The sequence below is a fragment of the Sphingomonas sp. NPDC092440 genome (assembly GCF_044754985.1).
Taxonomy (GTDB): domain Bacteria; phylum Pseudomonadota; class Alphaproteobacteria; order Sphingomonadales; family Sphingomonadaceae; genus Sphingomonas.
Genome location: NZ_JBIVQA010000004.1, coordinates 111,015 through 137,124, shown reverse-complemented (window position 1 = coordinate 137,124; position 26,110 = coordinate 111,015). Strand labels below are relative to the sequence as shown.

At 68.3% G+C, this 26,110-nt stretch carries 30 protein-coding genes and 1 other RNA gene; 24 read left to right on the top strand and 7 right to left on the bottom strand.

Going from position 1 to position 26,110, the window contains the following annotated elements; translation table 11 throughout:
- Window positions 1-19 precede the first annotated feature (19 nt).
- The 9 genes from ACIQCS_RS08390 (at window position 20) to ACIQCS_RS08350 (ending at window position 7,402) form a co-directional block, all read left to right on the top strand.
- A complete protein-coding gene (locus ACIQCS_RS08390; RefSeq protein WP_401530577.1) occupies window positions 20-265 on the top strand; it encodes an AbrB/MazE/SpoVT family DNA-binding domain-containing protein in 246 nt (81 codons plus the stop codon).
- Window positions 262-654, top strand: coding sequence for a type II toxin-antitoxin system VapC family toxin (locus ACIQCS_RS08385; RefSeq protein WP_345849688.1), 393 nt, complete (start codon window positions 262-264; stop codon window positions 652-654). The genes ACIQCS_RS08390 and ACIQCS_RS08385 overlap by 4 nt, the downstream gene beginning before the upstream one ends.
- A gap of 1 nt (window position 655) precedes the next feature.
- Entirely contained in the window at window positions 656-1,231 is a 576-nt protein-coding gene (locus ACIQCS_RS08380; RefSeq protein ID WP_345849689.1) for a thymidine kinase, read from the top strand.
- A 56-nt stretch (window positions 1,232-1,287) separates the two neighbouring features.
- On the top strand, window positions 1,288-1,692 hold the full coding sequence (locus ACIQCS_RS08375) for a DUF6491 family protein (RefSeq protein ID WP_280277724.1): 405 nt from the start codon (window positions 1,288-1,290) through the stop codon (window positions 1,690-1,692).
- A gap of 39 nt (window positions 1,693-1,731) precedes the next feature.
- The gene (truB, locus tag ACIQCS_RS08370; RefSeq protein WP_345849690.1) at window positions 1,732-2,649 is read left to right on the top strand and encodes a tRNA pseudouridine(55) synthase TruB; all 918 of its coding nucleotides are present in this window, start codon (window positions 1,732-1,734) and stop codon (window positions 2,647-2,649) included.
- A gap of 20 nt (window positions 2,650-2,669) precedes the next feature.
- Window positions 2,670-2,939, top strand: coding sequence for a 30S ribosomal protein S15 (gene rpsO / locus ACIQCS_RS08365; protein ID WP_086127986.1), 270 nt, complete (start codon window positions 2,670-2,672; stop codon window positions 2,937-2,939).
- 171 nt (window positions 2,940-3,110) lie between these two features.
- Window positions 3,111-5,465, top strand: coding sequence for a polyribonucleotide nucleotidyltransferase (gene pnp, locus ACIQCS_RS08360; protein ID WP_345849691.1), 2,355 nt, complete (start codon window positions 3,111-3,113; stop codon window positions 5,463-5,465).
- A gap of 191 nt (window positions 5,466-5,656) precedes the next feature.
- Window positions 5,657-6,241: an outer membrane beta-barrel protein gene (locus ACIQCS_RS08355; RefSeq protein ID WP_345849692.1), complete on the top strand. Its 585-nt coding sequence runs from the start codon at window positions 5,657-5,659 to the stop codon at window positions 6,239-6,241.
- A gap of 153 nt (window positions 6,242-6,394) precedes the next feature.
- The gene (locus tag ACIQCS_RS08350; RefSeq protein ID WP_345849693.1) at window positions 6,395-7,402 is read left to right on the top strand and encodes a histidine kinase dimerization/phosphoacceptor domain -containing protein; all 1,008 of its coding nucleotides are present in this window, start codon (window positions 6,395-6,397) and stop codon (window positions 7,400-7,402) included.
- Here ACIQCS_RS08350 and ACIQCS_RS08345 read toward each other — a convergent pair.
- On the bottom strand, window positions 7,399-8,310 hold the full coding sequence (locus ACIQCS_RS08345; RefSeq protein WP_345849694.1) for a LysR family transcriptional regulator: 912 nt from the start codon (window positions 8,308-8,310) through the stop codon (window positions 7,399-7,401). The two genes, ACIQCS_RS08350 and ACIQCS_RS08345, sit on opposite strands and share 4 nt — an antisense overlap.
- 107 nt (window positions 8,311-8,417) lie before the next feature.
- On the opposite strand from ACIQCS_RS08345, the gene ACIQCS_RS08340 reads away from it, so the two are divergent.
- The 4 genes from ACIQCS_RS08340 (at window position 8,418) to ACIQCS_RS08325 (ending at window position 11,229) form a co-directional block, all read left to right on the top strand.
- Window positions 8,418-9,407 (top strand): aldo/keto reductase, encoded by a 990-nt coding sequence (locus ACIQCS_RS08340; RefSeq protein WP_345849695.1) that lies wholly within the window; start codon window positions 8,418-8,420, stop codon window positions 9,405-9,407.
- A gap of 80 nt (window positions 9,408-9,487) precedes the next feature.
- Entirely contained in the window at window positions 9,488-9,898 is a 411-nt protein-coding gene (locus ACIQCS_RS08335) for a cupin domain-containing protein (protein ID WP_401530572.1), read from the top strand.
- Entirely contained in the window at window positions 9,898-10,122 is a 225-nt protein-coding gene (locus tag ACIQCS_RS08330) for a tautomerase family protein (RefSeq protein WP_345849697.1), read from the top strand. The genes ACIQCS_RS08335 and ACIQCS_RS08330 overlap by 1 nt, the downstream gene beginning before the upstream one ends.
- Before the next feature lie 39 nt (window positions 10,123-10,161).
- Window positions 10,162-11,229, top strand: a complete 1,068-nt coding sequence (locus ACIQCS_RS08325; protein ID WP_345849698.1) for an NAD(P)-dependent alcohol dehydrogenase — start codon at window positions 10,162-10,164, stop codon at window positions 11,227-11,229.
- A 109-nt stretch (window positions 11,230-11,338) separates the two neighbouring features.
- Here the strand turns inward: ACIQCS_RS08325 and ssrA are convergent.
- Window positions 11,339-11,717: a transfer-messenger RNA gene (ssrA, locus tag ACIQCS_RS08320) on the bottom strand.
- Window positions 11,718-11,775: 58 nt separating this feature from the next.
- Between ssrA and ACIQCS_RS08315 the strand changes: the two genes are divergently transcribed.
- Window positions 11,776-12,207 carry an Rrf2 family transcriptional regulator gene (locus tag ACIQCS_RS08315; RefSeq protein WP_280277736.1) on the top strand — a complete coding sequence of 144 codons (432 nt, stop codon included), beginning with the start codon at window positions 11,776-11,778 and terminating at the stop codon, window positions 12,205-12,207.
- Here the strand turns inward: ACIQCS_RS08315 and mscL are convergent.
- The gene (gene mscL / locus ACIQCS_RS08310) at window positions 12,204-12,638 is read right to left on the bottom strand and encodes a large conductance mechanosensitive channel protein MscL (protein ID WP_345849699.1); all 435 of its coding nucleotides are present in this window, start codon (window positions 12,636-12,638) and stop codon (window positions 12,204-12,206) included. The two genes, ACIQCS_RS08315 and mscL, sit on opposite strands and share 4 nt — an antisense overlap.
- Window positions 12,639-12,796: 158 nt before the next feature.
- Here mscL and ACIQCS_RS08305 point away from each other — a divergent pair, with 158 nt between their 5' ends.
- From ACIQCS_RS08305 to ACIQCS_RS08285, 5 genes are all read left to right on the top strand, one after another.
- The gene (locus tag ACIQCS_RS08305) at window positions 12,797-13,387 is read left to right on the top strand and encodes a LemA family protein (RefSeq protein ID WP_345849700.1); all 591 of its coding nucleotides are present in this window, start codon (window positions 12,797-12,799) and stop codon (window positions 13,385-13,387) included.
- A gap of 110 nt (window positions 13,388-13,497) precedes the next feature.
- On the top strand, window positions 13,498-13,953 hold the full coding sequence (locus tag ACIQCS_RS08300; protein WP_345849701.1) for a TPM domain-containing protein: 456 nt from the start codon (window positions 13,498-13,500) through the stop codon (window positions 13,951-13,953).
- On the top strand, window positions 13,950-14,810 hold the full coding sequence (locus ACIQCS_RS08295) for a TPM domain-containing protein (protein ID WP_345849702.1): 861 nt from the start codon (window positions 13,950-13,952) through the stop codon (window positions 14,808-14,810). Before ACIQCS_RS08300 ends, ACIQCS_RS08295 begins: the two co-directional genes overlap by 4 nt.
- A gap of 1 nt (window position 14,811) precedes the next feature.
- The gene (locus ACIQCS_RS08290) at window positions 14,812-15,483 is read left to right on the top strand and encodes a hypothetical protein (RefSeq protein WP_345849703.1); all 672 of its coding nucleotides are present in this window, start codon (window positions 14,812-14,814) and stop codon (window positions 15,481-15,483) included.
- Window positions 15,480-16,010, top strand: coding sequence for an NUDIX hydrolase (locus ACIQCS_RS08285; RefSeq protein ID WP_345849704.1), 531 nt, complete (start codon window positions 15,480-15,482; stop codon window positions 16,008-16,010). The genes ACIQCS_RS08290 and ACIQCS_RS08285 overlap by 4 nt, the downstream gene beginning before the upstream one ends.
- Before the next feature lie 216 nt (window positions 16,011-16,226).
- On the opposite strand, the gene ACIQCS_RS08280 is transcribed toward ACIQCS_RS08285, so the two are convergent.
- Together ACIQCS_RS08280 and hrpB are read right to left on the bottom strand one after the other, a co-directional pair.
- Window positions 16,227-16,511 (bottom strand): NADH dehydrogenase ubiquinone Fe-S protein 4, encoded by a 285-nt coding sequence (locus tag ACIQCS_RS08280; protein WP_280277746.1) that lies wholly within the window; start codon window positions 16,509-16,511, stop codon window positions 16,227-16,229.
- An 11-nt stretch (window positions 16,512-16,522) separates the two neighbouring features.
- Window positions 16,523-19,039: an ATP-dependent helicase HrpB gene (hrpB, locus tag ACIQCS_RS08275; protein WP_345849705.1), complete on the bottom strand. Its 2,517-nt coding sequence runs from the start codon at window positions 19,037-19,039 to the stop codon at window positions 16,523-16,525.
- A 60-nt stretch (window positions 19,040-19,099) separates the two neighbouring features.
- Between hrpB and ACIQCS_RS08270 the strand changes: the two genes are divergently transcribed.
- Complete coding sequence (locus ACIQCS_RS08270; RefSeq protein WP_345849706.1) at window positions 19,100-19,318, top strand: hypothetical protein; 219 nt, start codon at window positions 19,100-19,102, stop codon at window positions 19,316-19,318.
- A 3-nt stretch (window positions 19,319-19,321) separates the two neighbouring features.
- Here ACIQCS_RS08270 and ACIQCS_RS08265 read toward each other — a convergent pair whose 3' ends face one another.
- Window positions 19,322-20,335 carry a polyprenyl synthetase family protein gene (locus ACIQCS_RS08265; protein ID WP_345849707.1) on the bottom strand — a complete coding sequence of 338 codons (1,014 nt, stop codon included), beginning with the start codon at window positions 20,333-20,335 and terminating at the stop codon, window positions 19,322-19,324.
- Between the two features lie 76 nt (window positions 20,336-20,411).
- On the opposite strand from ACIQCS_RS08265, the gene ACIQCS_RS08260 reads away from it, so the two are divergent.
- Entirely contained in the window at window positions 20,412-20,696 is a 285-nt protein-coding gene (locus ACIQCS_RS08260; protein WP_280277752.1) for a chorismate mutase, read from the top strand.
- Here the strand turns inward: ACIQCS_RS08260 and ACIQCS_RS08255 are convergent.
- Entirely contained in the window at window positions 20,693-22,267 is a 1,575-nt protein-coding gene (locus ACIQCS_RS08255; protein ID WP_345849708.1) for a hypothetical protein, read from the bottom strand. The genes ACIQCS_RS08260 and ACIQCS_RS08255 overlap by 4 nt on opposite strands.
- Before the next feature lie 99 nt (window positions 22,268-22,366).
- Here ACIQCS_RS08255 and ACIQCS_RS08250 point away from each other — a divergent pair, with 99 nt between their 5' ends.
- From ACIQCS_RS08250 to ACIQCS_RS08240, 3 genes are read left to right on the top strand one after another with little or no spacing between them, the layout of a single operon-like run.
- The gene (locus tag ACIQCS_RS08250; protein WP_345849709.1) at window positions 22,367-23,485 is read left to right on the top strand and encodes a glycosidase; all 1,119 of its coding nucleotides are present in this window, start codon (window positions 22,367-22,369) and stop codon (window positions 23,483-23,485) included.
- Window positions 23,482-25,047 (top strand): alpha-amylase family glycosyl hydrolase, encoded by a 1,566-nt coding sequence (locus ACIQCS_RS08245; RefSeq protein ID WP_345849710.1) that lies wholly within the window; start codon window positions 23,482-23,484, stop codon window positions 25,045-25,047. Before ACIQCS_RS08250 ends, ACIQCS_RS08245 begins: the two co-directional genes overlap by 4 nt.
- A complete protein-coding gene (locus ACIQCS_RS08240) occupies window positions 25,044-26,051 on the top strand; it encodes a glycosyltransferase family 4 protein (protein ID WP_345849711.1) in 1,008 nt (335 codons plus the stop codon). The genes ACIQCS_RS08245 and ACIQCS_RS08240 overlap by 4 nt, the downstream gene beginning before the upstream one ends.
- The last annotated feature ends 59 nt before the right edge of the window (window positions 26,052-26,110 follow it).

Here is a 26,110-nt window from a genome sequence, read left to right as displayed (position 1 = left end):
CATGAACGCGCACACTCGCATGTCCGACAAGGGTCAGGTGGTTGTTCCCAAATCCATACGGGATCGGCTTGGCTGGGCTGCTGGGGCCGATCTCGAAGTCATCGAGACATCGAGCGGAATTTACCTCACGCGCCGTCAGGAGCGGCAAGCATCGCTAACGGTCGAGCAGGCCGTTCGGCAGCTTCGCACAATCTACAAGCATGCGGGACCGCCGGTTGCCGTCGAGGATTTGGGGTGGTCATCCGAGATTGCGGACGACGCATGAGGTCCGTCGATACCAATGTGCTGGCGCGTTTCATCCTGGCCGACGATGTGCCGCAGCACAGGATCGCCAGCGCTGTTCTGGCGGAACCAGTCTGGGTCACGCCGACTGTTTGGCTGGAACTGGGCTGGTTGCTCCACAAGCGATTGAAGCTGGCGCGTTCGGTCGTGGCTGACGCAATGACCGTCCTTCTCTCGATCGAAACGATACGGACCCAAGGTTCGGATCGCCTGCACTGGGCCATTGAGCAATACAGGTCGGGCGCGGATTGGGCAGACGCGATGCACCTGATCATGTCGGAGGACGTGGCTGATAAATTCGCCACTTTCGACAAGGGCGTTGCTCGGAAGGTCGGAGAAGCAGCATCCGTCTCCGTCGAGATTCTTGCATAAGATGGCCAAGCTCTATTTCTACTATGCCTCGATGAATGCGGGCAAATCGACCACGCTGCTCCAGGCCGATTTCAACTATCGCGAGCGCGGCATGCGCACCTTGCTGTTCACGGCCGGCATCCATGACCGGGGCGGCAAGGGCGTGATCGATTCGCGGCTGGGCATCAGCGCCAATGCGATCCCGTTCGAGGAAGCGACCGACCTGCGCCGCATCGCCGAGGACGCGCATTACGAATCGCCGCTTGCCTGCATCCTGGTCGACGAGGCGCAGTTCCTCTCGCCCGCCCAGGTCCGCCAGCTCGCCCATCTCGCCGACGAGGTGGGCATCCCGGTGCTCTGCTACGGCCTGCGCACCGATTTCCAGGGCCGGCTCTTCCCCGGCTCGGCCGAACTGCTCGCGCTCGCCGACTCGCTGGTCGAGATCAAGTCGGTGTGCGAATGCGGGCGCAAGGCGACGATGAACCTGCGCGTCGATGGCGCGGGCAATGCCGTGCGGCAGGGCGAGCAGCGCGAGGTGGGCGGCAATGAGCGCTATGTCGCGCTGTGCCGGCGCCACTTCATGCAGCGTACAGCCTGACTATGCTAAGCCGCAGGGCAGGAGTGTTCCACATGGTCTTCGAAAGGAGACGAGCCATGTTCCGCAAGACCGTCCTCGCGCTGGCGCTGCCGGCGCTGTTCGTCACCTCCGCTGCCTCGGCGCAGCAGGCCGGTCCCACGCCCGGGCCCAAATCGGGCGAGCCGGCGACGATCCCGTTCATGACCCGGAACGACATCCGCACCTTCGAATCCACCGACGATGGCGATGGCGTCTATATTCAGGATGCCCGGCGCAACTGGTATTATGTGAGCTTCTTCGGCCGCTGCAACGAGCTGCCCTGGGCGATCGGCGTGGGCTTCAAGACCTTTGCCGGCGGCTTCCAGATCGATCGCGGCGACACGATCATCGCCGGGCGCGAGCGGTGCAGGATCGACGATATCGTCCATAGCGGCCCGCCGCCGGCCAAGGCGGCGAAGGCCGGCAAGGCCAAGGGCGCCTGACGCTGGCTCCGGCGGCCGGCCTCGGCTAGGGGCCGCCGGATGCATGGCTGGATCATCCTCGACAAACCCCTGGGCCTCGGCTCCACTCAGGGCGTGAGCGCCGTCAAGCGCGCGCTGCGCGACGGCAAGTACGGCAAGTTCAAGGTCGGCCATGGCGGCACGCTCGATCCGCTGGCGACCGGGGTGCTGCCGGTGGCGATCGGCGAGGCGACCAAGCTGGCGGGGCGGATGCTCGACAGCGACAAGGTGTATGATTTCACCATCGGCTTCGGGGTGCAGACCGACACGCTCGATCTGGAGGGCGAGGCGGCCGCCACGTCGGCGGTGCGCCCGTCGCGTGCCGGGATCGAAGCGGTGCTGCCGCGCTTCACCGGCCCGATCGAACAGGTGCCGCCAGCCTATTCGGCGCTCAAGGTCGATGGCGAGCGCGCCTATGACCTGGCCCGGGCCGGGGAAGAAGTGACGCTGGCCAGCCGCAACGTGGTGATCCACGATCTCCGGATCCGTCATCCGGGCGAAAGCCGGGATGACGAAAGGGGTGCGGAGGAGGAAGTGGAAACAATCACCCTGTGCGCCCATGTCTCCAAGGGCACCTATATCCGCAGCCTCGCACGCGACATCGCCCTGGCGCTGGGCACGGTGGGCCATGTCACGATGCTCCGCCGGGTGAAGGCCGGGCCGTTCACGCTCGATCACGCGATTTCGCTGGACAAACTGGCAGAAGCCGGTATGGCGCGCACCCTTGAACACCTCCTCCTGCCATTGAGGGCGGGGCTGGACGACATCCCGGCTCTATCTCTCGCTCCCGACCAGGCAGGGCTGCTCCGACAGGGGCAGGTTCTGGCCGGGATCGCTGCTGAAGACGGCCAATATTTCGCGCAATCGGGCGATGTGCCCATCGCGCTGGTGGAGGCTCAGTCCGGTTTCGTCCGGGTCGTTCGCGGCTTCAACCTGTAAGCGATGTCGAAGGAAAGACTATGTCGATCACTGCCGAGCGCAAGGAAGCGCTCATCAAGGAACACGCCCGCGGCGGCACCGATACCGGCAGCCCCGAAGTGCAGATCGCGATCCTCTCGGAGCGCATCTCGAACCTCACCGAGCACTTCAAGACGCACGCCAAGGACAATCACTCGCGCCGCGGCCTGCTCATGCTGGTCAACAAGCGCCGTAGCCTGCTCGACTATCTGAAGAAGAAGGACGAGAGCCGCTACACCGATCTCATCGCGAAGCTCGGGCTTCGCAAGTAACCGAAAAGGCGGCCCTCGGGTCGCCTTTTTGTCATTCGGGCACGCTACCGTGCCGAACCGCCTCCGCACCGGAGGCACGACGGGGATCGGCAATCCGGCCGATCCTGGAGCCACGTATGGCTCAACTCATAGGCCCCCGCTGCATCGGGTAGCGGGAGTGAAGGAAAACACATGTTCGACAAGAAGACTGTATCGATCGAGTGGGGCGGCAAGACGCTGACTCTCGAAACGGGCAAGGTTGCCCGCCAGGCCGACGGCGCCGTGATGGCGACCCTCGGCGAGACGGTGGTGCTCTGCGCGGTCACGGCCGCGAAGAGCGTGAAGGAAGGCCAGGACTTCTTCCCGCTGACCGTCCATTATCAGGAAAAATTCTCGGCCGCCGGGCGCATCCCGGGCGGCTTCTTCAAGCGCGAGCGCGGCGCCACCGAGAAGGAGACCCTGGTCTCGCGTCTCATCGACCGCCCGATCCGCCCGCTGTTCCCGGAAGGTTTCTACAACGAGATCAACGCCATCGCTCAGGTGCTGAGCTATGACGGCGAGAACGAGCCGGACATCCTGTCGATGGTTGCCGCGTCCGCCGCGCTCACCATCTCGGGCGTGCCCTTCATGGGCCCGATCGGCGCCGCCCGCGTCGGCTATGTCGATGGCGCGTATATCCTGAACCCGACCGACGAGCAGGTCGCCGCCGGCGAGCTCGATCTGGTCGTCGCCGCCACCTATGACGCGGTGATGATGGTCGAATCGGAAGCCAAGGAGCTTTCGGAAGAGATCATGCTCGGCGCCGTGCTGTTCGCGCACGATGCCTGCCGCGAAGTGATCAAGGCGATCATCAAGCTGGCCGAGCAGTCGGCCAAGGAGCCTTGGGAAATGGCGTCGCAGGACGACAACGCCAAGCTCAAGGACAAGATCAAGAAGCTGATCGGCAAGGACATCGCCGCCGCCTACAAGCTGACCGACAAGTCGGCCCGCTCGAACGCGCTGAACGAGGCGCGCGCGAAGGCCAAGGCGCAGTTCGCCGAGGACGGCCTGTCGCCTCAGGAAGTCATGGCCGGCATCAAGCTGACCAAGAAGCTGGAAGCCGAGATCGTCCGCACCGCCATCCTGAAGGACGGCAAGCGCATCGACGGCCGCACCACCACGCAGATCCGCCCGATCGTGGCGGAGACGCACTTCCTCCCGCGTGCGCACGGCTCGGCGCTGTTCACCCGCGGCGAGACCCAGACGATCGCCACCTGCACCCTCGGCACCAAGGACGCCGAGCAGATGATCGACGGCCTGGGCGGTCTCTCGTACCAGAACTTCATGCTGCACTATAACTTCCCGCCCTATTCGGTCGGCGAAGTGGGCCGCTTCGGCGCCCCGGGCCGCCGCGAAGTCGGCCATGGCAAGCTGGCGTGGCGCGCGCTGCACCCGGTGCTGCCGTCGAAGGAGGAATTCCCCTACACGATCCGCCTGACCAGCGACATCACCGAGTCGAACGGCTCGTCGTCGATGGCCTCGGTCTGCGGCGGCAGCCTCGCGATGATGGACGCCGGCGTGCCGATCAAGCGCCCGGTCTCGGGCATCGCCATGGGCCTGATCCTCGAGGGCAAGGATTTCGCGATCCTGTCGGACATCCTGGGTGACGAGGATCACCTGGGCGATATGGACTTCAAGGTGGCGGGCACGTCCGAAGGCATCACCACGATGCAGATGGACATCAAGATCGCCGGCATCACCAAGGAGATCTTCGAGGCGGCCCTGGCCCAGGCCAAGGACGGCCGCGCCCATATCCTGGGCGAAATGAACAAGGCGCTGGGCGAGGCTCGCTCCGAACTGTCGGCGCACGCGCCGCGCATCGAGACGATCACGATCGACAAGACCAAGATCCGCGACGTCATCGGCACCGGCGGCAAGGTGATCCGCGAGATCGTCGCCACCACCGGCGCCAAGGTCGACATCGACGACGAGGGCGTGATCAAGATCTCCTCGTCGGACCTGACGCAGATCGAGGCCGCCAAGAACTGGATCCTCGGCATCGTCGAGGAAGCCGAGGTCGGCAAGATCTACACCGGCAAGGTGGTCAACCTGGTCGATTTCGGCGCGTTCGTGAACTTCATGGGCGGCAAGGACGGCCTCGTCCACGTCTCGGAGATCAAGAACGAGCGCGTCGAGAAGGTCTCGGACGCCCTGAGCGAAGGCCAGGAAGTCAAGGTCAAGGTCCTCGAGATCGATCCGCGCGGCAAGGTCCGCCTGTCGATGCGTGTCGTCGACCAGGAGACCGGCGAAGAGCTGGAAGACACCCGCCCGGCCCGCGAGCCGCGCGAACCGCGCGGCGATCGGGGTGACCGCGGTGATCGTGGCGACCGCCGTCGTGACGGCGGCCGTGGCGGCGATCGTGGTCCGCGCCGCGAGGGCGGCGATCGCGACCGGGGCCCGCGTGGCGATCGTGGCGACCGCGGCCCGCGCCGCGAGCGTTCGGAATCGAAGGACGAAGGCGGCGAGAATATCGGCCTGCCGGCGTTCCTCACCGGCGGCGACGACTGATCGTCCGCGGGTAAATCCGCAGAAATGGCGAAGGGGTCCGGGTAACCGGGCCCCTTTTCCGTTTCGGGTCAAATCCACGGAAAATCCACTGGACCCGGAAAGGGGTCGTTTCTATTCCCCGCCGACCGTCCCGTTCCAGCAATGGGGTGGTGCGTATTTGCGTTATCTTACGCTTCTAAAAGGGGGAATCCATGAACAAGCTTTTCGCGGCTGCGGCTGCCACGCTCCTGCTCGCGCCCGTTTCGGCCTTTGCCCAGGACCGGGCCGAGCCGGCCCATGACTTTGCCGGCCCGCGCATCGAGGCCCGCCTCGGCTATGAGACGCCGACGATCAGCGACGGCAGCGGCGGCGTGTGGAAGATCGGCAGCGCCGTTTCCTATGGCGGCGAGATCGGCGTCGACATCCGCGCCGGCAACAAGGTCGTGGTCGGCCCCTATGCCAATTACGAGTTGTCGAGCGTTTCGCTGTGCGGCGGCGGCGTCTGCCTCGAAGAGACCGGCAATCTCAGCGTCGGCGGCCGGCTCGGCTTCGTCGTCGGCACCAAGTCGCTGCTCTATGTGAAGGCCGGCTATGCCAGCATCACGTTCAAGGGCAAGTCGGGCGGCATCTCCGAATCGGAGAGCAAGAGCGGCATTCAGGGCTCGGTCGGCGTCGAAGTCGGCCTCGGCAAGAAGACCTATGCCTTCCTCGATGCCAGCTATGCCGATTATGGCCGATTCTACAGCGTCAACCTGCAGCGCCGCCAGGTCGCGGGTGGCGTCGGCATCCGCTTCTGATCGGAAAGCCCGGAAACCGGGGGCATCCGGCGACGGATGCCCCTTTTTCCTGTTATTTCCAAAGAGTAGCCGGGAAATACCCGCATCGCCTTGCCGCGGATCAGCATGTCGGGCCGAGGCCTGTGCTATCACCGGAGCGGCAGGAGAAGAGCGATGACCCAGGTCGATGGAGAGGTTCGCTGGCCGGAGAAGCTGCCGCTTCTCGCGGACCGGCCCTGGCTCCAGATCGGCCTGACCCTGGCGATCACCGGGATCGCGCTGCTGATCCGCCTGGCGATCGGGAACATGCTGCCGCCCGGCCTGCCCTATGCCACTTTCCTGCCCGGCGTGATCGTCACTGCCTTTCTGTTCGGGGTGCGGCCCGGCTTGCTCGCGGCGGTGCTGGGCGGGATCCTTGGCTGGGTGTTCTTCATCAAGGACCCGCTCCACGACGCGCCGTTGCCGGGCGTCGCGCCGTCGATCTTCCTCTATCTTTCCGCCGGCACGCTGGTCCTGCTGCTGTTCCACTGGATGCAGACGGTGACGCATGGGCTGATCGCGCAGCGCGAGCGCAACCATCGGCTGGCCGAGACGCGCACCTTGCTGTTCCACGAGCTGCAGCACCGCGTCTCGAACAATCTCCAGGTCGCCGCCGGCCTGCTCGCGCTGCAGAAGCGCCATGTCGGCGACCCCGCCGCCCAGGCCGCGCTCGACGAGGCCGCGCGCCGCGTCGGGACGATCGGGCGGATCAGCCGCCAGCTCTATCGCTCCGACGGCGGGGCGCGGGGTGTGCGCGGTCTGCTCGCACCGCTGGCCGAGGACGTGATCGCGGCGGCCGGCAAGCCGGTCGGGCTGACGATCGAGGATCCCGATGCGCTCGAGCTCGCGCCGGACGCCGCGGTGCCGGTGGCGTTGATCGTCGCCGAAGCGGTGGCCAATGCGATCGAGCACGGCTTTGGCGGGCGGGAAGGGGGGCGGATCGTGATCCGCTGCCTGCGCCGCGAGCCGGGCTTCGCGATCGAGATCGAGGATGACGGGCAGGGGCTCCCCCCTGGCTTCGACATCACCCGCCACGCCAGCCTGGGCCTCCACATCGCCGCTGCGCTGGCCGGCCAGCTCGGCGGCCGGTTCGAGATGGTGCCACGGCCGGGCGGCGCGCTCGCCCGGCTGGCCGTGCCCTAGGCTTGGTCCTCGCGGCCGGGCCGGTAGCGTAGCGCCTCCACGATCGCGGCGAAGGCCGGGGTCGGCTGGCGCCGGCTCGGATAATAGAGATGATAGCCGGAAAAGGGCGGCGACCAGTCTTCGAGCACTGCCTCCAGCGCGCCGCTGTCGAGATGCTCGCGGACCAGGTTCTCCATCAGATAGGCGAGCCCGAACCCGTCCAGTGCCGCCTCGCGGATATGGAAGATGCTGTTGAAGGTCAGCTGCCCGTCCACCCGCACCCGCTGCGCCCGCCCGGCCCGCTCGAACTCCCAGGCATAGAGGCCGCGCAGGGTGGGCAGGCGCAGGTTGATGCAGCAATGGCCGGCCAGTTCCTGCGGGGTGCGCGGGCGGCCGGCCTTGGCGAAATAGCCGGGTGTTGCCACCACCAGCATCCGCATTTCCGGGCTGATCGGCACCGCGATCATGTCCTTGTCGATGATGTCGCCCAGCCGCACGCCGGCGTCGAATTTCTCGGCGACGATGTCGACCAGCCGATAGTCGGTCTCGATCTCCAGCCGGATGTCCGGATAGCGGGCGAGCGCGCCGCGCAGCCGGGGCCAGAGCACGGTCTGGAGCGAGAATTCGTCGGCGGTGATGCGGATATTGCCGGCGGGCCGCTCGCGCAGGTCGTTGAGCGCCGCGACATGCGTCTCGATCTCGTCGAGATGGAAGGCGACGGAGCGCAGCATCCGCTCGCCGGCCTCGGTGGCGGTGACGCTGCGCGTGGTGCGGTTGAGCAGCCGCACGCCCAGCCGCTCCTCAAGCCCGCGCATGCAGTGGCTGAGCGCCGACGGCGTCACGCCCAGCTGCGCTGCCGCGCGGGTGAAGCTGCGCTCGCGCGCCACGGCGACGAAGGCAGCGAGATCGGCGAGATCCTGACGGTTCATTGCTGAGAATTTCTCATAAACCCGTTCAGATTACAGCCCCTAATCGGCGGGGCGATCCGCCCTATCTCTGCCGGGCAAGGGGTGACCCCATCTCAGGAAGACAAGACATGCAGAAGCGCATTCTCGGCAACGGCCTCGAAGTCTCGGCGATCGGCTATGGCTGCATGGGGCTGGATTTCGCCTATGGCAGCAAGCTGAGCGCGGCGGAGAGCAGCGCCCTGCTGCGCGCCGCCGTCGATCGCGGCGTCACGTTCTTCGACACTGCCGAAGTCTATGGCCCCTTCACCAATGAAGGCCTGGTCGGCGAAGCGCTGCGCCCGGTGCGTGACCGGGTGGTGATCGCCACCAAGTTCGGCTTCAACATCGCGGGCGGCGTGCAGCAGCCGGGCCTGAACAGCCGGCCCGAGCATATCCGCGCGGTTGCCGAGGCTTCGCTCCAGCGGCTCGGCATCGAGCAGATCGACCTGTTCTACCAGCACCGCGTCGATCCCGATGTAGCGATCGAGGAAGTTGCCGGCGCGGTGAAGGAGCTGATCGCGCAAGGGAAGGTCAAGCATTTCGGCCTGTCCGAGCCGGGCGCCGAAACGGTGCGCCGCGCGCACGCCGTGCAGCCCGTCACTGCGATCCAGAACGAATATTCGCTGTGGACGCGCGGCGTGGAGACCAACGGCATCTTCGCGGTCTGCGAGGAACTGGGCATCGGCCTGGTGCCCTACAGCCCGCTCGGCCGCGGCTTCCTCACCGGCGCGATGCAGGCGGACACCGCGTTCGGCGATGGCGATTTCCGCAGCAAGCTGCCGCGCTTCACGCCCGACGCGATGGCGAAGAACCAGGCGCTGGTCGACCTGCTCCAGCGCATCGCCGCGGAGAAGCGGGCGACTCCGGCCCAGGTCGCGCTGGCCTGGATCCTGGCGCAGCGCCCCTGGATCGTGCCGATCCCCGGCACCACCAAGCTGCACCGGCTCGAGGAGAATCTGGGCGCCGCCACGGTGGCGCTCACTGCCGGGGACCTTGCCGGCATCGCCGCCGCGCTCGCCGAGATCGGTATCGAGGGCGAGCGCTATCCCGCTCCGCTGATGCAAGTCGTCGGCCGGTGAGGCCGGCGCTGGCGCTCGCCGCGCTCGCCCTCATGGCCGGGCCGGCGAGCGCCCAGTCCCTTTACCAGGAGAAACCCACCATGAAGCTCAATCGCAGCGGCTCCCAGCCTTCGCAGAAGGGCCCCGCCGAATGGTTCACCGGATCGGTGCGGATCGACCCCCTCACCATCGCGCCGGAGCCGCGCTATGGCGTGGCGAGCGTCACTTTCGAGCCCGGCGCGCGCACCGCCTGGCACAGCCATCCGCTTGGCCAGACGCTGATCGTCACTTCGGGGCTGGGCTGGACCCAGTGCGAGGGCGAGGCGATCGTCGAGATCCGTCCGGGCGATGTGATCTGGTGCCCGCCCGGCCATCGCCACTGGCACGGTGCCAGCCCCACCACCGCGATGACGCATATCGCCATCCAGGAGGCGCTGGACGGCAGGATGGTCACCTGGATGGAGCATGTGACCGACGCCGACTATCTCGCCGGCCCGGCCCGGGGGCGCTGATGCCGCACGTCATGCTCCACCTCGCCGCCGGGCGCTCCGATGCCGAGAAGCGGCGCCTGGCCGATGCGCTCGCCGCCGCCGTGACGGCCGCGATCGGATCGCCGGCGGAGAGCGTCTCGGTCGCGATCGAGGACGTGCCGATGGACGACTGGCCGCAATTCTATCGCCGCGAGATCGCCGCCCGGCCCGCGCTGCTGTTCAAGCCACCGGGCTACACGCTCTGACCCCGATTTCCTTCCCCCCAAGACCAACCGAGGACCATCATGCCCAGCCCAGCCAAGGCCTATGCCGCCCAGTCGGCGAGCACGCCGCTCGCCCCCTTCAGCTTCGCGCGCCGCGACCTGCTGCCCGACGACGTCTCGATCGACATCCTCTATTGCGGTGTCTGCCATTCGGACCTGCACACCGTGCGCGGCGAATGGGGCGGCACGCTCTATCCCTCGGTTCCGGGCCATGAGATCGTCGGCCGGGTGACGGCGGTGGGCGGCGACGTCACGGGCTTCGCGGTGGGCGACCTGGTCGGCGTTGGCTGCATGGTCGACAGCTGCGGCCATTGCCCGTCCTGCCATGCCGGCGAGGAGCAGTTCTGCGAGACCACCGGTTTCGTCGGCACCTATAATGGCGAGGACAAGGTGCTCGGCGGCCACACCTTTGGCGGCTATTCGGACCATATCGTCGTCAAGGACGTCTTCGTCGCACGCATCCGCCATGACGAGAAGGACCTGGCCGCGGTCGCGCCGCTGCTGTGCGCGGGCATCACCACCTATTCGCCGCTGCGCCACTGGAAGGCGGGGCCGGGCAAGAAGGTCGGCGTGGTCGGCATCGGCGGCCTTGGCCATATGGGCATCAAGCTCGCCGCGGCGATGGGCGCGCATGTCGTCGCCTTCACCACTTCGCCCGACAAGGTCGAGGATGCGAGGAAGCTGGGCGCGCACGAAGTCGTGGTCTCGCGCGATCCCGAGGCGATGGCGGCGCATGCCAACAGCTTCGACTTCATCCTGAACACCGTTGCCGTGGCGCACGACCTCAATGCGTTCCTGGTGCTGCTCCGCCGCGACGGCACGATGACGCTGGTCGGCGCGCCGGAGCATCCGCACCCTTCGCCGGATATCTTCAACCTGCTGCTCAATCGCCGCGCCATCGCCGGCTCGCCGATCGGCGGCAGGGTCGAGACGCAGGAGATGCTCGATTTCTGTGCCGAGCGCGGCATCACCGCCGATATCGAGATGATCCGGATGCAGGATATCGAGACGGCCTATGCGCGCATGACGAAGAGCGACGTGAAATATCGCTTCGTCATCGACATGGCGTCCTTGAAGGCGGAGGGCTGAGGGTGGCGGCCGGTGCTCCGCACTGGGGCGCCGGTCGCGGCTGCGCGCGGTCCTTCGGGAGGTCGCGGCTCCGGCTCCGCCTTGGAGTCGTCCGGGAAAATGGAAGAGGAGTGGGGGACTTCTGTTGCCCGGTGTCCCCCGTACCGCTGGATTCCGCTTCTGTTGCCCGGTGCGGTCCAACCGCGCATTTTAGAGTAACCTTGGGCCGTTAGGCCGTGGGGTTACGCCGCAATAGCGAGTGCTTCGTTATCGTTGGCACTTGTGTTTCAGACCGTCGCGGTGGCCCAAGCCGAGAGATAGTCAGCGCTTTTCAACACACGTCGATCCTAGTTCGGCCCCGTCATCAACTGCCTTGGCAGGTAGCTGGTGGTGGAGCCGCCGGGTACCGCCCCCGGGTCCGCTGCGCCTATTGCACGCCGTCGTTTATCCCCATAGCCGACCGAAGCCGGCAGCCCCTATATAGGGGCTCGGCGATTAATGAAAAGGTCAGGCTGCATTTCCTAAGGCCTTCACAGTGCCGCAAACAATTGGCATGGAGGCTGCATCATGTTGACCCAGCGTTCCCGCTATGCGCTGCGCGCGATGCTTTTCCTTGCCGGACAGCCCGCCGCGGGCGCGCCCACGCCGATGAACCGCATCGCCGCCGAGGCGAACGTGCCGCGCAAGTTCCTCGAGCTGATCCTCGCCGACCTGCGCGAGGCGGGCTTCCTCCTCTCGACGCGCGGCAAGGCCGGCGGCTATCGCCTGGCGCGGCCGACGCACCTCATCTCGCTGGGCGAGATCATCCGGGTGATCGAGGGGCCGCTGGCGCTGGTCCCCTGTGTCAGCCGCACCGCCTATCGCCCCTGCAACGACTGCAAGGACGAAGCGAGCTGTGCGATCCGCCACGCCATGGCGCGCGTGCGCGACGAGACGGCACGCATCCTCGACGGCACCAGCCTGGCCGATGCCGTCGCGGAAGACCTTGCCGCCGCCTAGGCCGCGTTCTTCTTCTTCTTCAGCTCGTCGCGGATCTCGCGCAGCAGCGTCACGTCGGCCGGTTCGGCGGCCGCGGCTTCCTCCGGCTTGGGGAGCATGCGGTTCACCGCACGCACCAGCAGGAAGATGATGAAGGCAACGATCAGGAAATTGACCGCCGCGGTGACGAACGCGCCATAGCCGAACAGCGGCACGCCGGCCTTTTTCAGCGCGGCATAGTCGGTCGATCCGGCCAGGCTGGCGGGGATCGGGCCCAGCGCGATGAAATAGCTGGAGAAATCGAGCCCGCCAAAGATCTTGCCGATCAGCGGCATCAGCAGATCGTCGGTGAGCGAGCTGACGATCTTGCTGAAGGCAGCGCCGATGATGACCGCCACCGCAAGGTCGATCACATTGCCGCGCGAAACGAACGCCTTGAATTCCTTGAACATCCCTTCGGCTCCCGTCTCCTGCCGCCGAGGTGCGGCATCCCCGGCATGATGCACGGATGCGGGCCGTTCGCAAATGCCGACTGTCCGATTTCGCTTTCGAACCCCGGTGTGGCCACGGTATAAGACACTCCGAACCAGATCCGGAGGATCATGACGTGATGAAGTTTCGTGCCGTTCTCGCCCTTGCCGGCGCCGCCCTGCTCTCGGCCTGCGGGCTCAACAGCGTGCCCACCGCGGAAGAGAATGCGAAGGCGAAATGGGCCGATGTGCAGGCCGCCTATCAGCGCCGCGCCGATACCATCCCTGCGCTGGTCAACACGGTGAAGGGTGCCGCCGCGTCCGAAGGCAAGATCCTGACCGACGTGGTCGAGGCGCGCGCCAAGGCGACTTCGGTGCAGGTCTCGGCGAACGATCTCACCGATCCGGCCAAGGTCCAGGCCTTCCAGGCGGCGCAGCAGCAGCTGAGCGGCTCGCTCGGCCGCCTGCTCGCCACCGTCGAGGCCTATCCCCAGCTCCAGAGCCAGCAGACCTTCAGGACGCTGATGGATCAGATCGAGGGCAGCAACAACCGCATCACCATCTCGGTGCGCGACTATAACGCGGCGGTGCAGGCCTATAACACCCGCATCCGCACCTTCCCCGACGCGATCGGCGCCAAGATCTTCTATGGCGCCAAGCCGATCGTTCCGTTCCAGGCCCAGGCCGGCGCGGAGAAGATGCCCGAGGTCAGCTTCGGGAACAGCAACTGATCCTGAGGGCGCTCCTCCTCTGCGGCGCGCTCGCGGCCTGCAAGCCCGTAGCGCAGAACGCGCAGTCCGTTTCCGCCGGATGTACCCCTCCGGCGGCGACGGCAGCGCCCGTGGCGAACGCAGTTGAGAAGCCCGGCCCCACCCCGGCCGGCTATGTTTTCCCGGCGCTGACCGGCCGCGTGGTCGATGCCGCGGGCCTGTTGTCGGTCAGCGAGCGGCGCAGGCTCTCGAACCGGCTGGTCGATGTCGAGAAACAGTCGAAGCACCAGTTCGTGGTGGTGACGGTGAAGAGCCTGGGCGGCCACGACATCGCCGATTACGGGGTGAACCTCGGCCGCACCTGGGGCATCGGCCGCAAATGCTTCAACGACGGCGTGCTGCTGATCGTGGCGCCCAACGAGCGCAAGGTCCGGATCGAAGTCGGCCATGGCCTCGAAAAGGCGCTGCGCGACGAGGAGGCGGGCGAGATCATCCGCAACGAGATCCTGCCGCGCTTCAAGGAAGGCAAATACCCCGAAGGCATCGCTGCCGGCAGCGAGGCCATCATTCGCGAGATCACCCAATGACATTGTTGCGTAGCCTGCTCGCGTTCCTGCTCGTCCTGGTGCCGCTCTCGGCCCAGGCGCAGCCCAATTTCCCCAAGCTCACCGGCCGAGTGGTCGATGATGCGCATCTGCTCTCGCCCGAACAGGTCACCCAGCTGACCCAGCTTTCGGAGGACGTGGAGAAGGCCTCGTCGCGCCAGCTGGTCGTCGCGACCATCCCGGACCTCCAGGGCTATGAGATCCAGGACTATGGCTATGCGCTCGGCCGTGCCTGGGGGATCGGCCAGAAGGACGCGAACAACGGCATCATCCTCCTCGTCGCGCCGAACCAGCGCAAGGTGCGGATCGAAGTGGGCTATGGGCTCGAGCCGATCATGACCGACGGCCTGTCGGGCCAGATCATCAACGAGACGATCGTCCCCAGGTTCAAGGCCGGCGACATGGCCGGCGGCATCGTGGCGGGCGCGCAGGCGATCGGCGCGCAGATGAAGCTGCCGCTCGAAGTTGCCGAGCAGCGCGCGCAGCAGCAACAGGCCCAGGTCACCCAGAAGCGCCAGCAGGGCCATGGCGGCGGCGGCTTTCCCGTCGGCCTGATCTTCTGGGGCATCATCCTGGTCTTCGTGATCCTGCCGATGCTCGGCATTTTCGGCCGGCGCCGGCGGCGCGGGCCCTGGGACCGGCCCTATCGCGGCGATGGCGGCGCGCTGCCGATCATCCTCTGGTCGATCGCCAACGAGATCGGCCGCGAGGCCAGCCGCGGCGGCGGCAGCGGCTGGGGCGGCGGGGGCAGCGACGGCTGGGGAGGCGGCGGCGGGGGCGGCGGCTTCTCGGGCGGCGGCGGATCGTTCGGGGGCGGCGGCGCCTCGGGGAGCTGGTGAGATGCGATTGACCGATCAGGACCGCGAGGCCGTCACCGCGGCCGTCACGGCGGCCGAGCTGACCACCAATGGCGAGATCGTCACGGTCGTTGCCGGGCGTTCCGATGCCTATCACGACGTCGCGCTGCACTGGGCGGTGCTGGCGATGCTGCTCGTCCTCGCGCTGCTCGCCTGGCAGCCCTGGCCGGCGGAGTGGCTGCACAGCCGCTTCATCGACAGCTGGGCGCAAGTGGTGCCGGCGCGCTGGTATCTCACCATCGCGCTGGTGCTGATGGCGGCGACCTTCCTCGTCGCGCGAGTGGCACTCGCGCTCGACGGGCTGCGCCTGTTCCTCACGCCGGGCGCGACCAAGACCCGCCGCGTCCACCGCCGCGCGCTGGAGCTGTTCCGTGCCGCGGCGGAGAAGCGCACCCGTGGATCCACCGGCGTGCTCGTCTATCTGAGCCTGGCCGAGCATCGTGCCGTGATCCTGGCCGATGAGGGGATCCATTCGAAGGTTACCGCCGATGTGTGGGGCGCGGCGATGGCGGCGCTGGTCGGCGGCCTCAGGGAGGATCGCGCGGGCGAGGGCATGGCCGAGGCGGTGCGCCAGATCGGCCTGGTCCTGGCCGAGCATTTCCCCCGAAGCGCGGACGATGTGAACGAGCTGCCCGACCGAGTGATCGAACTGTGAGCGATGCGCCCGAGGAAGTCGCGTGGCAGGGCAAATGGATCACGGCCAAGCGGCGGGGAAAGTGGGAATATGTCTCGCGTGCCCGTGGCATCCGCGCGGCGGTGATCGTCGCGATCGACGCGGACGACCATGTCCTGCTCGTCGATCAATATCGCGTGCCGCTCGGCAAGCGCTGCCTGGAGCTGCCGGCCGGCCTGATCGGCGACGAGGCGGGGCGGGAGGGGGATTCGCCCTTCGACGCCGCGCGGCGCGAGCTGATCGAGGAGACCGGCTATGACTGCGCAGCCGTGGAGGATCTGGGCGAATATCAATCCTCGCCCGGGCTGGTCAGCGAGAGCTTCACGCTGGTGCGCGCCACGGGGCTGACCAAGGTGGGCGAAGGCGGCGGCCTTGAGGATGAGGACATCATCGTCCACCGCGTGCCGCGCGCGGAGATCGCCGCGTTCGTCGCCGCCAAGCGCGCCGAGGGGCTGGCGATCGACGTGAAGCTGTTGCTGCTGCTTTCGGGCGCGCTGCTGGGGGATTGATCCAGGCCGGTTACCTAGCCTGGTGCCGAGGTTCGGCGGAGAGACTGGTCCCGAGCGAAGAGGCGCCGGGACAAGGGCCCAATCAACAAACCCGTCATCCCCGCGCAGGCGGGGATCAAGGGTTTGCCAATCGGGTCGTAACTCTGGCGCCGAAGGCCGGCCATGAAGCCGGGAACAAGCCCGGGGCGGCGCCAAGGCTAGGTCACCGCTATCCGATCAGCGGAAATTGTCCGCATAGGCCTGGAGCTTGAGCTTGCGCTCCGGGGCGGCGACCACGTGGAAGGCAAGGCCCTCGCGCTCGGCATAGCCGGTGGCGGCTTCGAGCGTCGGGAAGCTCATGCGGAGCTGGGTGGCGGTGGCGTCGCCGCCGGCCCAGCCGGTGAGCGGATCGGCCTGTTGCTGGCGGACCGGCTCGAACTCGAGGATCCAGCGATCGGTGCGCGCGCGGCCCGACTGCATGGCGTTCTTGGGCTTCTGGAAGATGCGGGCGGTCTTGGTCATGGCCACGTCCCTTAGCGCGGGCCGGCGGCCCTTGCATCTGCCTTTTTCGTCCGCAGCGTGGCCGAGGCGGCGGCTGGATCCTCGGGCCAGGGATGCCGGGGATAGCGCCCGCGCATCTCCTTGGCGACCGCGGCCCAGCTGCCTTTCCAGAAACCGGGCAGGTCGCGCGTGGTCTGGATCGGCCGGCCGGCGGGCGAAGTGAGGCTGAGCACGAGCGGCGTGCCGTCGCCCAGCGTCGGATGCCGGTCGAGGCCATAGAGTGCCTGGACCCGCACCTCCACCGTCGGGCCGCCTTCCGCGGCATAGTCGATCGCATAGCTCGAGCCCTCGGGCGTCTCGAAGCGCGCCGGGGCCAGCCGGTCGAGCGTCTTCTGGCCGTCCCAGCCGAGCAGGTTGTTCAGCGCATTGGTGAGCCCCTCGACCGCGTCGAGCCGGCGCTTGCCGGCGAGCAGGCCAGGCAGCCATGCATCGAGCTCGGCAAGCAGGCGCGCGTCGGAGAGCGAATCATTCCCGGCATAGGCGGCGCGGGTGCGCAGCGCCCTGGCAGTGTCGGACCAGGGCAGCAGCGCCAGGCCATGCTCGCGCACGCCTTCGAGCAGCGCCTTCTCGATCTCGGCGGCATCGGCGGCGGCATCGGGACCGCTGGACAGGCGGATCGCGCCAAGCCTGCGTTCGCGAAGCGCCTCGATCCGGCCGGTGGCAGGATCGAAGCGCACGCTGCGCCGGGTTTCGATGCGATCGGCGAACAGCGCCTCCACTTCGGCCGGATCGATCGGCGCGGCGGAGAGGATGCGGGCGCCGGCGGCCATGCCCTGGGTCTCGGCGACCGCGAGCCATTCGGCGCGGGCGAGCGAGGATGTCGCGTCGAGCCTGAACCCGCGCCCGCCGGCCGAGGCCCAGGTCTCGCCCGATGCGTCGCGGCGCCGGGCGATGCGATCGGGAAAGGCGAGGGCGACGCAGGCGGCGATTTCCTGCTCCCTCTCTCCTTCAGGGGAGGGGGCCGGCGAGAGGGGGAGTCCGGCAGGCTCGCGGCCCATGCCCCTTTCCCCAGCCCTCTCCCCGCCAGCGGGAAGAGGGAGAAGGCGCGCCCAGCGCTGCGCCAGCCGTCGCGCATTTTCCGCGCGCGGGCCGCGCTCGTTCCGCCAGCGGCGCAAGCGCAGCTCCAGATCGGCGTCATTGCCGCCAAGGCCACGCTCGCCGAGCAGCACCGCGACTTCCGCGGCGGTGCGCGCCATGCCGCGCTCGGCGGCGCGGACCAGCATATGGCCGAGCCGCGGCGGCAGCGGCAGGCCGGCGATCGCCTTGCCATGCGCGGTCGGGCGGCCGTCTTCGTCCAGCGCCTCGAGACTGTTCAGCCGCGCGCGCGCCTCGGATATTGCGGCGTCGGGCGGCGAGTCGAGCCAGTTCAGGTCGCGCGGATCCTGCACGCCCCATAGCGCGCAATCGAGCACCAGCGCCGAGAGATCGGCTTCGAGTATCTCCGGCGGGTCGAAGCGCGGCAGGCCCGCGGTCGCCGCTTCCTCCCACAGCCGATAGGCGGTGCCCGGACCCTGGCGCGCGGCGCGGCCGGCCCGCTGGGTGACCGCCGCCTGGCTGGCGCGCTCCGTGACCAGCCGGGTCATGCCGGCGGCGCGGTCGTAGCGTGGCCGGCGGGCGAGGCCCGAATCCACCACCACGCGAATGCCGTCGAGCGTGAGCGAAGTCTCGGCGATCGCGGTAGCCAGCACGATCTTGCGCCGGCCCTCGGGGTCGGGCGCGATCGCGGCGCGCTGGGCGCCCGGCTCCAGGCTGCCATGGAGCTTGTGGACCACCGCGCCGGGCACGTCGCCGATCCGCTCGGCCGTCCGCTCGATCTCGGCGACGCCCGGCAGAAAGGCGAGCACGCCGCCCTCGGCCTCGCGCAGCGCCGTGCGGATCGCGGCCGCCACCGATTCCTCGATCCGGGCATCGGCGGCGCGGCCCAGATGGCGCAGCTCCAGCGGCCAGCTGCGCCCTTCGCTCTCCACCACGGGCGCATCGCCCATCAGGCCCGAGAAGCGCGTCCCGTCGAGCGTCGCCGACATCGCGACCAGCCGCAGGTCCGGCCGCAGCGCCGCCTGGGCGTCGAGCGCCAATGCCAGCCCGAAATCGCTGTCGAGGCTGCGTTCGTGCACTTCGTCGAACAGCACGGCGGAGATGCCCGCCAGCTCGGGATCGGCCTGGATGCGATTGACGAAAATCCCTTCCGTCACCACCGTCACGCGCGTTGCCGCCGAACGCCTGCTGTCCATCCGGGTGGCATAGCCGAAGGTCTGGCCGACGCTCTCCCCCGCCAGCGCCGCCATCCGCTCGCCCGCCGCGCGTGCGGCCAGCCTGCGCGGGGAGAGCAGCAGCACCTCGCCGCCGCACCAGTCCTCGCCCAGCAGCGCCGGGGCCACCGCCGTCGTCTTGCCCGCGCCCGGCGGGGCGACCAGCACGGCGTTGCTGCCCGCGCGCAACGCGGCGAGCAGGGCGGGCAGGACGGACTGGATCGGCAGTGTCTCACGCATCACGCGCAACCAATTCCCCGAAGCCGGGTTTGGCGCAAGCGAAGCCTGAGGAGCGAAGACATGGCGAGAACCCTGGCACAGTTCAGCATCACCCCCGACAGCGATGGCGACTATACGCTGCATCTGGAGGACGACGACGGCGAGACGCTGGAGTTCACCGCCAGCTTCGAGCAGCTCGATCTGATCGTGGAGGCGATCGAGGAAGTGATCGACGACGAGGGGGAAGATGCGCTCGCCGGCGATGACGACGACGACGATGCGGAGCCCGAGGACGACTGAGCCTCAATAGGCCCGGGCGACTGCGAACTCCACTGCCTCGATCATCGCATCCTTGGCCGCGCCCGTCGCGAAGCCGCCCAGCGCGTCGATCGCGCGCTGGCCGTAATGGCGGGCCCGGGCCAGCGTGTCGTCGACCGAGCGGCTCGCCTGGACCAGCCGGATCGCCTCGGCGAAATCCTCGTCCGAGGTGCGATGGCCGGCGATCGCGTCCTTCCAGAAGGCGCGGGCCGCCGCGTCGCCCCGGGCATAGGCGAGGATGACCGGCAGGGTCATCTTGCCCTCGCGGAAATCGTCGCCCGCGTCCTTGCCCATCGTGCCCGCGTCCGAGACATAATCGATCGCGTCGTCGACCAGCTGGAAGGCGATGCCGAGATTGCGGCCATAGGCGTCGAGCGCCGCTTCCTCGGTTTCCGAACGCTCGGCCACCACCGCGGCGATCTTGCAGGCGGCGGCGAACAGGGCGGCCGTCTTGGCGCCGATGATGTCGAGATAGCGCTCCTCGGCCAGGTCGATCCGGCGGACGGCGGTGAGCTGGTTGACTTCGCCCTCGGCGATCACGGCCGAGGCGTTGCTCAGGATCTTGAGCACCTTGAGGCTGCCGTCCTCGACCATCAGCTCGAACGAGCGCGAGAAGAGGAAGTCGCCGACCAGCACGCTCGCCGGATTGCCCCAGATGATGTTGGCGGTGCGGCGGCCGCGGCGCAGGTCGGAGCCGTCGACCACGTCGTCGTGCAGCAGCGTCGCGGTGTGGATGAACTCGACTGCGGCGGCGAGCCGGTGGTGGCGAGCGCCCGAATAGCCGAGCAGCCTGGCGCTCGCCAGCGTGAGCATCGGGCGCATCCGCTTGCCGCCGCCGGCGATCAGATGGCCGGCCAGCTCCGGGATCAGCGGAATCTCGGACTGCATGCGATCGAGGATCACTGCGTTGACCAGGTTCATGTCCTGGGCGACCAGCGCCATCATCGGGTCGAGCGAAGGGGCGGGGCCGCCGCTGAGGCGATGGATCGTGGCGCTCATGGGCAAAGCCTCTGGCGGGTGCGGCGCGCAAAGGCAAGGCTTGCGTGACCTTACGGCTATGCGCAAAAGGCCGGCCATGGCCGACGAGACTCTCAACCGCTATCGCCAGAGCATCGACAATATCGATGCCGCGCTCGTGTTCCTGCTCGCCGAGCGCTTCAAGGTGACGCAGGCGGTGGGGCGCTACAAGGCGGAATCCGGGTTGCCGCCGGCCGATCCGGGCCGCGAGGAGCGCCAGATCGCCCGGCTGCGCGAGCTGGCCAAGACGGCGGACCTCGATCCGGAATTTTCCGAGAAGTTCCTGCGCTTCATCATCGACGAAGTGATCCGGCACCACGAGCAGCTGCGAGACGGCGCCTAGAGGTGCAGGGCGTAGCGCGGCCGGAGATGGCGTAGCGCGCGCCAGGCGATCAGCGCGTTGACGAGGATCGGCAGCCAGCGCGGGATCCAGGGCGCGGTGTCCGACGGGAACAGCGCGGGCGTCACCGCGATCGCGGCAGCGACGATCCAGGTGACGGGGCTGGTGATCATCTCGCGGCCGTCGGTGACGATCAGCAGGTGCTGCGGCAGCAGCAACAGGGCCGTGGCCGCCGCCAGCGGCATCAGCAGCGCCGGCGCCGGATAAAGCAGCAGCGTCGCGAGCAGCGCCAGGGCAGGCACCGCCACCGCCAGGCCGGCGCTGCGGCGCAGCGGCTCCGATCCGGCCAGCGCAGCCTGCACCCGGTCAAAGGCCCGGAAGCTGCCGAGCGCGGCGAGGAGCATCGCGACGCTGCCGATTATCGCGGCAGCGCTCCGCGCCTGGAGCAGCAACAGCACCAGCCAGAGCAGTGGCGCGAGCCCGGGTGCCAGCATGCGGTGGAAGCGGTCGGCGGCTTCCGGGCCTTGGGCAGGCTCCGCGATCGCCAGCATCAGCACGGCGCCGAGCAGCCCGATGCCGATCGCGGCCCCGAGCTCCTGGGCGACGAACGGCGTCACGCCAGGCAGCAGGAGCAGCGCCGCGAGCGCGAGCACTTCATTGGCCGCCAGCCGCGCGCCGGCTGGCCGGAGCCGGCGCAGCGGCACCCTGAGCGCGCTCAGCGCGGCGGCGGCCATCGCCGCGCCCGCCAGCAGGGCGAGCCATGCGCCGAACGCGATTCCCGGATCGAGCAGGATCGCGGCAGCGGCGAACAGGAAGCTCCAGCCGGCGACCTTGATCGCCTCGATCCATGGCCGGGGTCGCTCGGCATGCGCTTCCCACCAGGCGCGCGCTTCGGGATCGACCTCGGCGAGGCGGTGCGGGTGGCGATCGGCATGTTCCAGCCACTTGCGCACATCCCCGGCCAGCCGCTTTCCCACATGGCGGTCCGGCGGCGTGAACGGCGCGCGCAGCAGTGCGAGGATCGGGTCCGGCCTGGCCTGATGCGCCCGGGCCGCCTGCGCGACTCGGTTCAGCTGGAGGATCCGGTCGATCGTGCCGGATTCGGGATCGCGCACGTCCCAGCCAAAGGCCGCAATCACCCGGCCGAGCATGCCGGTGGATTGCGGAACGGTGTCCAGCAGCAACGCGGCGAGCCAGGGCTCGACGATCATCGCCGCATCGATATCGTCCACCAGCGCGGGTTCGAGCAGGATATCCAGCGCGGTGCCGGCGCCGCTGGGATCGTGGCGCAGCGCCCGTTCGAGCTGGAGCAGCGCGGCCTCGGCCCGGTCGCGCGGCGCGGCGATCGGCGCGGCAGGCGCCGGCGCGCGTTCCGCTGCCGCGAGCGCCGCCTCATAGGCCTCGCGCAGCGTGACGAACGCTCGCGGATCGGCCTCGACATCGATTGCCTTGAGCGCGGCGGCATAGGCGCGGCGGATCGCCCTTGCGTCGCCGCTCGGAAAGATCACCGGATCCGTCGGGAAATCGGCGCCCCCGCCAATGCCCGGCGCCGCGATGCCATCGCCAATTTCCATCTTCCCCCCTCGGCCGATCCTGGCGGGAGATCCCCTGCTCGACAAGCGCGGAACGATTGCCGATCGTGCCGCGTTCGCGGGCCTGGTAGGGAGGGCACTGTGCCGGACGATGATTTCCTGATCTTCCGCCCCGATGATATCGACCTCACCCGCTCGCCCCTGCGCAAGGGCGTGCGGGAGGCGACCTATGTGCTCGGTGCCTTCAACCCCGGCTTGGCGCGGCTGCCCGGGGGCAATCTGCTGCTGATGGTCCGCGTGGCGGAGGCGCTGCGCGATCCGGTGGACGGCGATCATGCCCGGGCGATCCGCTGGACGCCGCAAGGCTATGTCCTCGATCGCCACCCGGTCGCCGGGATCGACATGGACGATCCGCGCCAGTTCGCCTTGAAGGACCGCAATCCGCGCCTGCTCGGCCTCACTTCGCTGTCCTGGCTGCTTCCGGTCGAGCTCGGGCCCGACGCCGCCCGGATCGTGAAGATCCACTACGACAAGGCGATCCAGCCCTCGGCCGCGTTCATGGACTATGGCGTGGAGGATGCCCGGATCAGCCTGGTCGGCGGCAGCTGGTGGATGACCGTGTGCGGGGTTTCGGCCGAGCGCCACTGCACCGCGATGTATCATTCGGTGAACGGGCTCGACTACAAGCTGCTCGGCGTGGTGCTCGATCACCAGAACAAGGACATGGTCCTGTTCGAGGGCAGGCCGGGCGGCAAGTACATGGCGCTCACCCGGCCGCTCGGCGAAGTCTATTTCGCCTATCCCGAGGACAGCCCCTGGCTGGGCGGCCCGTCGATCAACATGGCCCAGTCGCCCGACGGGCTGCACTGGAAGCCGCTCGACACGCCCGGCATCCGCGCGCGCAAGGGCACCAGCGCCACCCAGCGGATCGGCGGCGGCAGCCAGCCGGTGCTCACGCCCGCGGGCTGGCTGCTGATCTATCACGGCGTCGAGAAGCAGGGCGCGGTCGGCGTCTATCGCAGCTTCTGGGCGCTGCTCGACCGCGACGATCCCTCCAGGATCCTGCGGCTGGAAGACGGAACCCCGCTGCTCGAGGCCAATCCGGCGCTCACCGCTCCGATCGCGCACCAGCTCTATCTGCCCAGCCCGGTGGTGTTCACCACCGGCGTCGCCGAGGCCGGTGACCATTATATCGTCGCCAGCGGCGAGGCCGATCTCGCCTGCCGGATCACCCGCATCGCGAAGGAGCGCTTCCGTTGAGCGAATGGTGGAAATCGGCGGTCGTCTACCAGGTCTATCCGCGCTCCTTCCAGGATTCGGACGGCGATGGCATCGGCGACCTGAGAGGCATCGAGCGCCGGCTCGATGATCTGCGGGCGCTTGGCATCGACGCGATCTGGATCTCGCCGGTCTTCCCCTCGCCGATGGCCGATTTCGGCTATGACGTCGCCGATTATCGCGACATCGATCCGCGCTTCGGCACGCTCGAGGATTTCGACGCGCTGCTCGCGGCGGCGCATGCGCGGGGCATCCGCCTGCTGCTCGACCTGGTGCCCAACCACAGTTCCAGCGCGCACCCCTGGTTCGAGGAGAGCCGCGCATCGCGCGACAATCCCAAGCGCGACTGGTACATCTGGCGCGATGCCGGGCCGGGCGGCGGACCACCCAACAACTGGATCAGCGATTTCGGCGGCTCCGCCTGGGAATGGGACGCGGCGACCGGCCAATATTATTACCACGCCTTTCTAAAGGAGCAGCCCGACCTCAACTGGCGAAACCCGGCGGTGCGCGCCGCGATGATGGACGTGCTGCGCTTCTGGTTCGCGCGCGGAGTCGACGGCTTCCGGATCGACGTGCTGTGGCACCTGGTCAAGCATGCCGACCTGCCCGACAATCCGGTGAACACCGCGTGGCGGCCGGGCGAGCCCGACTATACCCGCGTCCACCAGCTCCATTCGGCCGATCAGCCCGAGGTCCATGACATCGCCGCCGAGATGCGCGCGATCGCCGACCGGTTCGGCGCCCGCGTGCTGATCGGCGAGATCTACCTGCCGGTGCCCAGGCTGGTCGGCTATTACGGAACGGCCGAGCGGCCGGGCGTGCACCTGCCCTTCAACTTCCAGCTGATCGGCGCGGAATGGAATGCGCGCGGCCTGGCCGCGATGATCGATGCCTATGAAGGCGCGCTGCCGCCGGGCGGATGGCCCAATTGGGTGCTCGGCAATCACGATCGCCCGCGCATCGCCACGCGAGTCGGCCCAGCGCAGGCGCGCGTCGCGATGATGCTGCTCCTCACGTTGCGCGGCACGCCGACACTCTATTATGGTGACGAGATCGGCATGGAGGACGTGGCGATCCCGCCCGACCTGATCCGCGACCCGCGCGAGCTGAACGATCCCGGCATCGGGCTGGGCCGCGATCCGGTGCGCACGCCGATGGCCTGGGACGATTCGCCGAACGCCGGGTTCAGCGCCGCCGATCCGTGGCTGCCGCTCCATCCCGACTGGCTGGCGCGCAACGTCGCCGCGCAGCGCGACGACCCCGCATCGATGTGGCGCCTCACCCAGAAGCTGCTGCGCCTGCGCCATGCCCACCCCGCGCTGCGGCTCGGCGACTATCATCCGGTGGACGCGGGCGGCGATCTGCTCGCCTGGGAGCGCCGGCTCGGGCAGGACCGGCTGCTGGTGGTGCTCAATCTTGGCGGCCGGCCCCAGGGCTTCGCCATTCCCGAATGGGCCGAGGGGTTCCGCGTGCTCGCCGCGGCGCGCGGCGGCACCGATCCCGCGCTGCTCGGGCCCGACGAAGGCTATGTCCTGGGATGAGGATCGCGATGCTCGCCCCGATCGCCTGGCGCACGCCGCCGCGCCATTATGGGCCCTGGGAGCTGGTGACGAGCCTGCTGACCGAGGCGCTGGTCGCGCGGGGGATCGACGTGACTCTGTTCGCCACCCTGGATTCGCGCACCGCCGGCACGCTCGATGGCGTGGTGCCCGCCGGCTATGAGGAGGATCCGGGGATCGATGCGAAAGTGTGGGAATATGCCCATCTCGCGCATCTCTTCGAACGGGCGGACCGGTTCGACCTGATCCACAACCAGGCCGATTTCCCCGCCCATGCCTTTTCCCGGCTGGTCGCCACGCCGATGGTGACGACGATCCACGGCTTCTCCAGCCCGCGCATCCTGCCGATGTACAAGCCGTTCGAGAACAGGGTTCATTATGTCGCCATCAGCGCGGCCGACCGGCATCCCGCGCTCACCTATGCCGCGACGATCCATCACGGCATCCGTCTGAACGAATTTCCCTTCGAGGCGGATGGCGGCGAGGACCTGCTCTTCTTCGGCCGCATGCATCCCGACAAGGGCGCGGCCGAGGCGGTCCATGTGGCGCGCGCCACCGGGCGGCGGCTGAACCTGTATGGCATCATCCAGGACCAGGGTTATTTCGACCGCGAAGTGGCGCCCTTTCTCGACGCGCACATCGTCTATCACGGACCGGTCGGCGGCGCCGAGCGGCTGCGCGCGCTGGGCAAGGCGCAGGTGCTGCTCCACCTGATCAATTTCGACGAACCCTTCGGTCTTTCGGTGATCGAGGCCATGGCCTGCGGCACGCCCGTGATCGCGATCGATCGCGGGAGCATGGCCGAGCTGATCGCCGATGGCGAGACCGGGTTCCTGGTCGATTCGGTAGGCGCCGCGATCACCGCACTGGCCCGGGTGGAGTCGATCGATCGCGCCGCCTGCCGCGCGCGGGTGGCGGCGCATTTCTCGGTCGAGGCGATGGCGGACCGCTACATCGAACTGTACCGGCGGATATTGGGCCAGTAACCGCCATCCCGGCGAAAGCCGGGATTTCGTGCGGTTCCTTGCCCGCCATCGCCTGAGAT

What these genes read in the sequence shown, in the direction of transcription:
- ACIQCS_RS08345 (WP_345849694.1), bottom strand. Translation starts at nt 8,310, where the DNA reads ATGAACCGTCAGGATCTCGCCGATCTCGCTGCCTTCGTCGCCGTGGCG.
- ACIQCS_RS08385 (WP_345849688.1), top strand. Translation starts at nt 262, where the DNA reads ATGAGGTCCGTCGATACCAATGTGCTGGCGCGTTTCATCCTGGCCGAC.
- pnp (WP_345849691.1), top strand. Translation starts at nt 3,111, where the DNA reads ATGTTCGACAAGAAGACTGTATCGATCGAGTGGGGCGGCAAGACGCTG.
- ACIQCS_RS08240 (WP_345849711.1), top strand. Translation starts at nt 25,044, where the DNA reads ATGAGGATCGCGATGCTCGCCCCGATCGCCTGGCGCACGCCGCCGCGC.
- ACIQCS_RS08390 (WP_401530577.1), top strand. Translation starts at nt 20, where the DNA reads ATGTCCGACAAGGGTCAGGTGGTTGTTCCCAAATCCATACGGGATCGG.
- mscL (WP_345849699.1), bottom strand. Translation starts at nt 12,638, where the DNA reads ATGTTCAAGGAATTCAAGGCGTTCGTTTCGCGCGGCAATGTGATCGAC.
- ACIQCS_RS08375 (WP_280277724.1), top strand. Translation starts at nt 1,288, where the DNA reads ATGTTCCGCAAGACCGTCCTCGCGCTGGCGCTGCCGGCGCTGTTCGTC.
- ACIQCS_RS08255 (WP_345849708.1), bottom strand. Translation starts at nt 22,267, where the DNA reads ATGGAAATTGGCGATGGCATCGCGGCGCCGGGCATTGGCGGGGGCGCC.
- ACIQCS_RS08260 (WP_280277752.1), top strand. Translation starts at nt 20,412, where the DNA reads ATGGCCGACGAGACTCTCAACCGCTATCGCCAGAGCATCGACAATATC.
- ACIQCS_RS08330 (WP_345849697.1), top strand. Translation starts at nt 9,898, where the DNA reads ATGCCGCACGTCATGCTCCACCTCGCCGCCGGGCGCTCCGATGCCGAG.
- ACIQCS_RS08315 (WP_280277736.1), top strand. Translation starts at nt 11,776, where the DNA reads ATGTTGACCCAGCGTTCCCGCTATGCGCTGCGCGCGATGCTTTTCCTT.
- ACIQCS_RS08270 (WP_345849706.1), top strand. Translation starts at nt 19,100, where the DNA reads ATGGCGAGAACCCTGGCACAGTTCAGCATCACCCCCGACAGCGATGGC.
- ACIQCS_RS08355 (WP_345849692.1), top strand. Translation starts at nt 5,657, where the DNA reads ATGAACAAGCTTTTCGCGGCTGCGGCTGCCACGCTCCTGCTCGCGCCC.
- ACIQCS_RS08325 (WP_345849698.1), top strand. Translation starts at nt 10,162, where the DNA reads ATGCCCAGCCCAGCCAAGGCCTATGCCGCCCAGTCGGCGAGCACGCCG.
- ACIQCS_RS08265 (WP_345849707.1), bottom strand. Translation starts at nt 20,335, where the DNA reads ATGAGCGCCACGATCCATCGCCTCAGCGGCGGCCCCGCCCCTTCGCTC.
- ACIQCS_RS08295 (WP_345849702.1), top strand. Translation starts at nt 13,950, where the DNA reads ATGACATTGTTGCGTAGCCTGCTCGCGTTCCTGCTCGTCCTGGTGCCG.
- ACIQCS_RS08290 (WP_345849703.1), top strand. Translation starts at nt 14,812, where the DNA reads ATGCGATTGACCGATCAGGACCGCGAGGCCGTCACCGCGGCCGTCACG.
- hrpB (WP_345849705.1), bottom strand. Translation starts at nt 19,039, where the DNA reads ATGCGTGAGACACTGCCGATCCAGTCCGTCCTGCCCGCCCTGCTCGCC.
- ACIQCS_RS08335 (WP_401530572.1), top strand. Translation starts at nt 9,488, where the DNA reads ATGAAGCTCAATCGCAGCGGCTCCCAGCCTTCGCAGAAGGGCCCCGCC.
- ACIQCS_RS08380 (WP_345849689.1), top strand. Translation starts at nt 656, where the DNA reads ATGGCCAAGCTCTATTTCTACTATGCCTCGATGAATGCGGGCAAATCG.
- ACIQCS_RS08280 (WP_280277746.1), bottom strand. Translation starts at nt 16,511, where the DNA reads ATGACCAAGACCGCCCGCATCTTCCAGAAGCCCAAGAACGCCATGCAG.
- truB (WP_345849690.1), top strand. Translation starts at nt 1,732, where the DNA reads ATGCATGGCTGGATCATCCTCGACAAACCCCTGGGCCTCGGCTCCACT.
- ACIQCS_RS08350 (WP_345849693.1), top strand. Translation starts at nt 6,395, where the DNA reads ATGACCCAGGTCGATGGAGAGGTTCGCTGGCCGGAGAAGCTGCCGCTT.
- ACIQCS_RS08340 (WP_345849695.1), top strand. Translation starts at nt 8,418, where the DNA reads ATGCAGAAGCGCATTCTCGGCAACGGCCTCGAAGTCTCGGCGATCGGC.
- rpsO (WP_086127986.1), top strand. Translation starts at nt 2,670, where the DNA reads ATGTCGATCACTGCCGAGCGCAAGGAAGCGCTCATCAAGGAACACGCC.
- ACIQCS_RS08305 (WP_345849700.1), top strand. Translation starts at nt 12,797, where the DNA reads ATGAAGTTTCGTGCCGTTCTCGCCCTTGCCGGCGCCGCCCTGCTCTCG.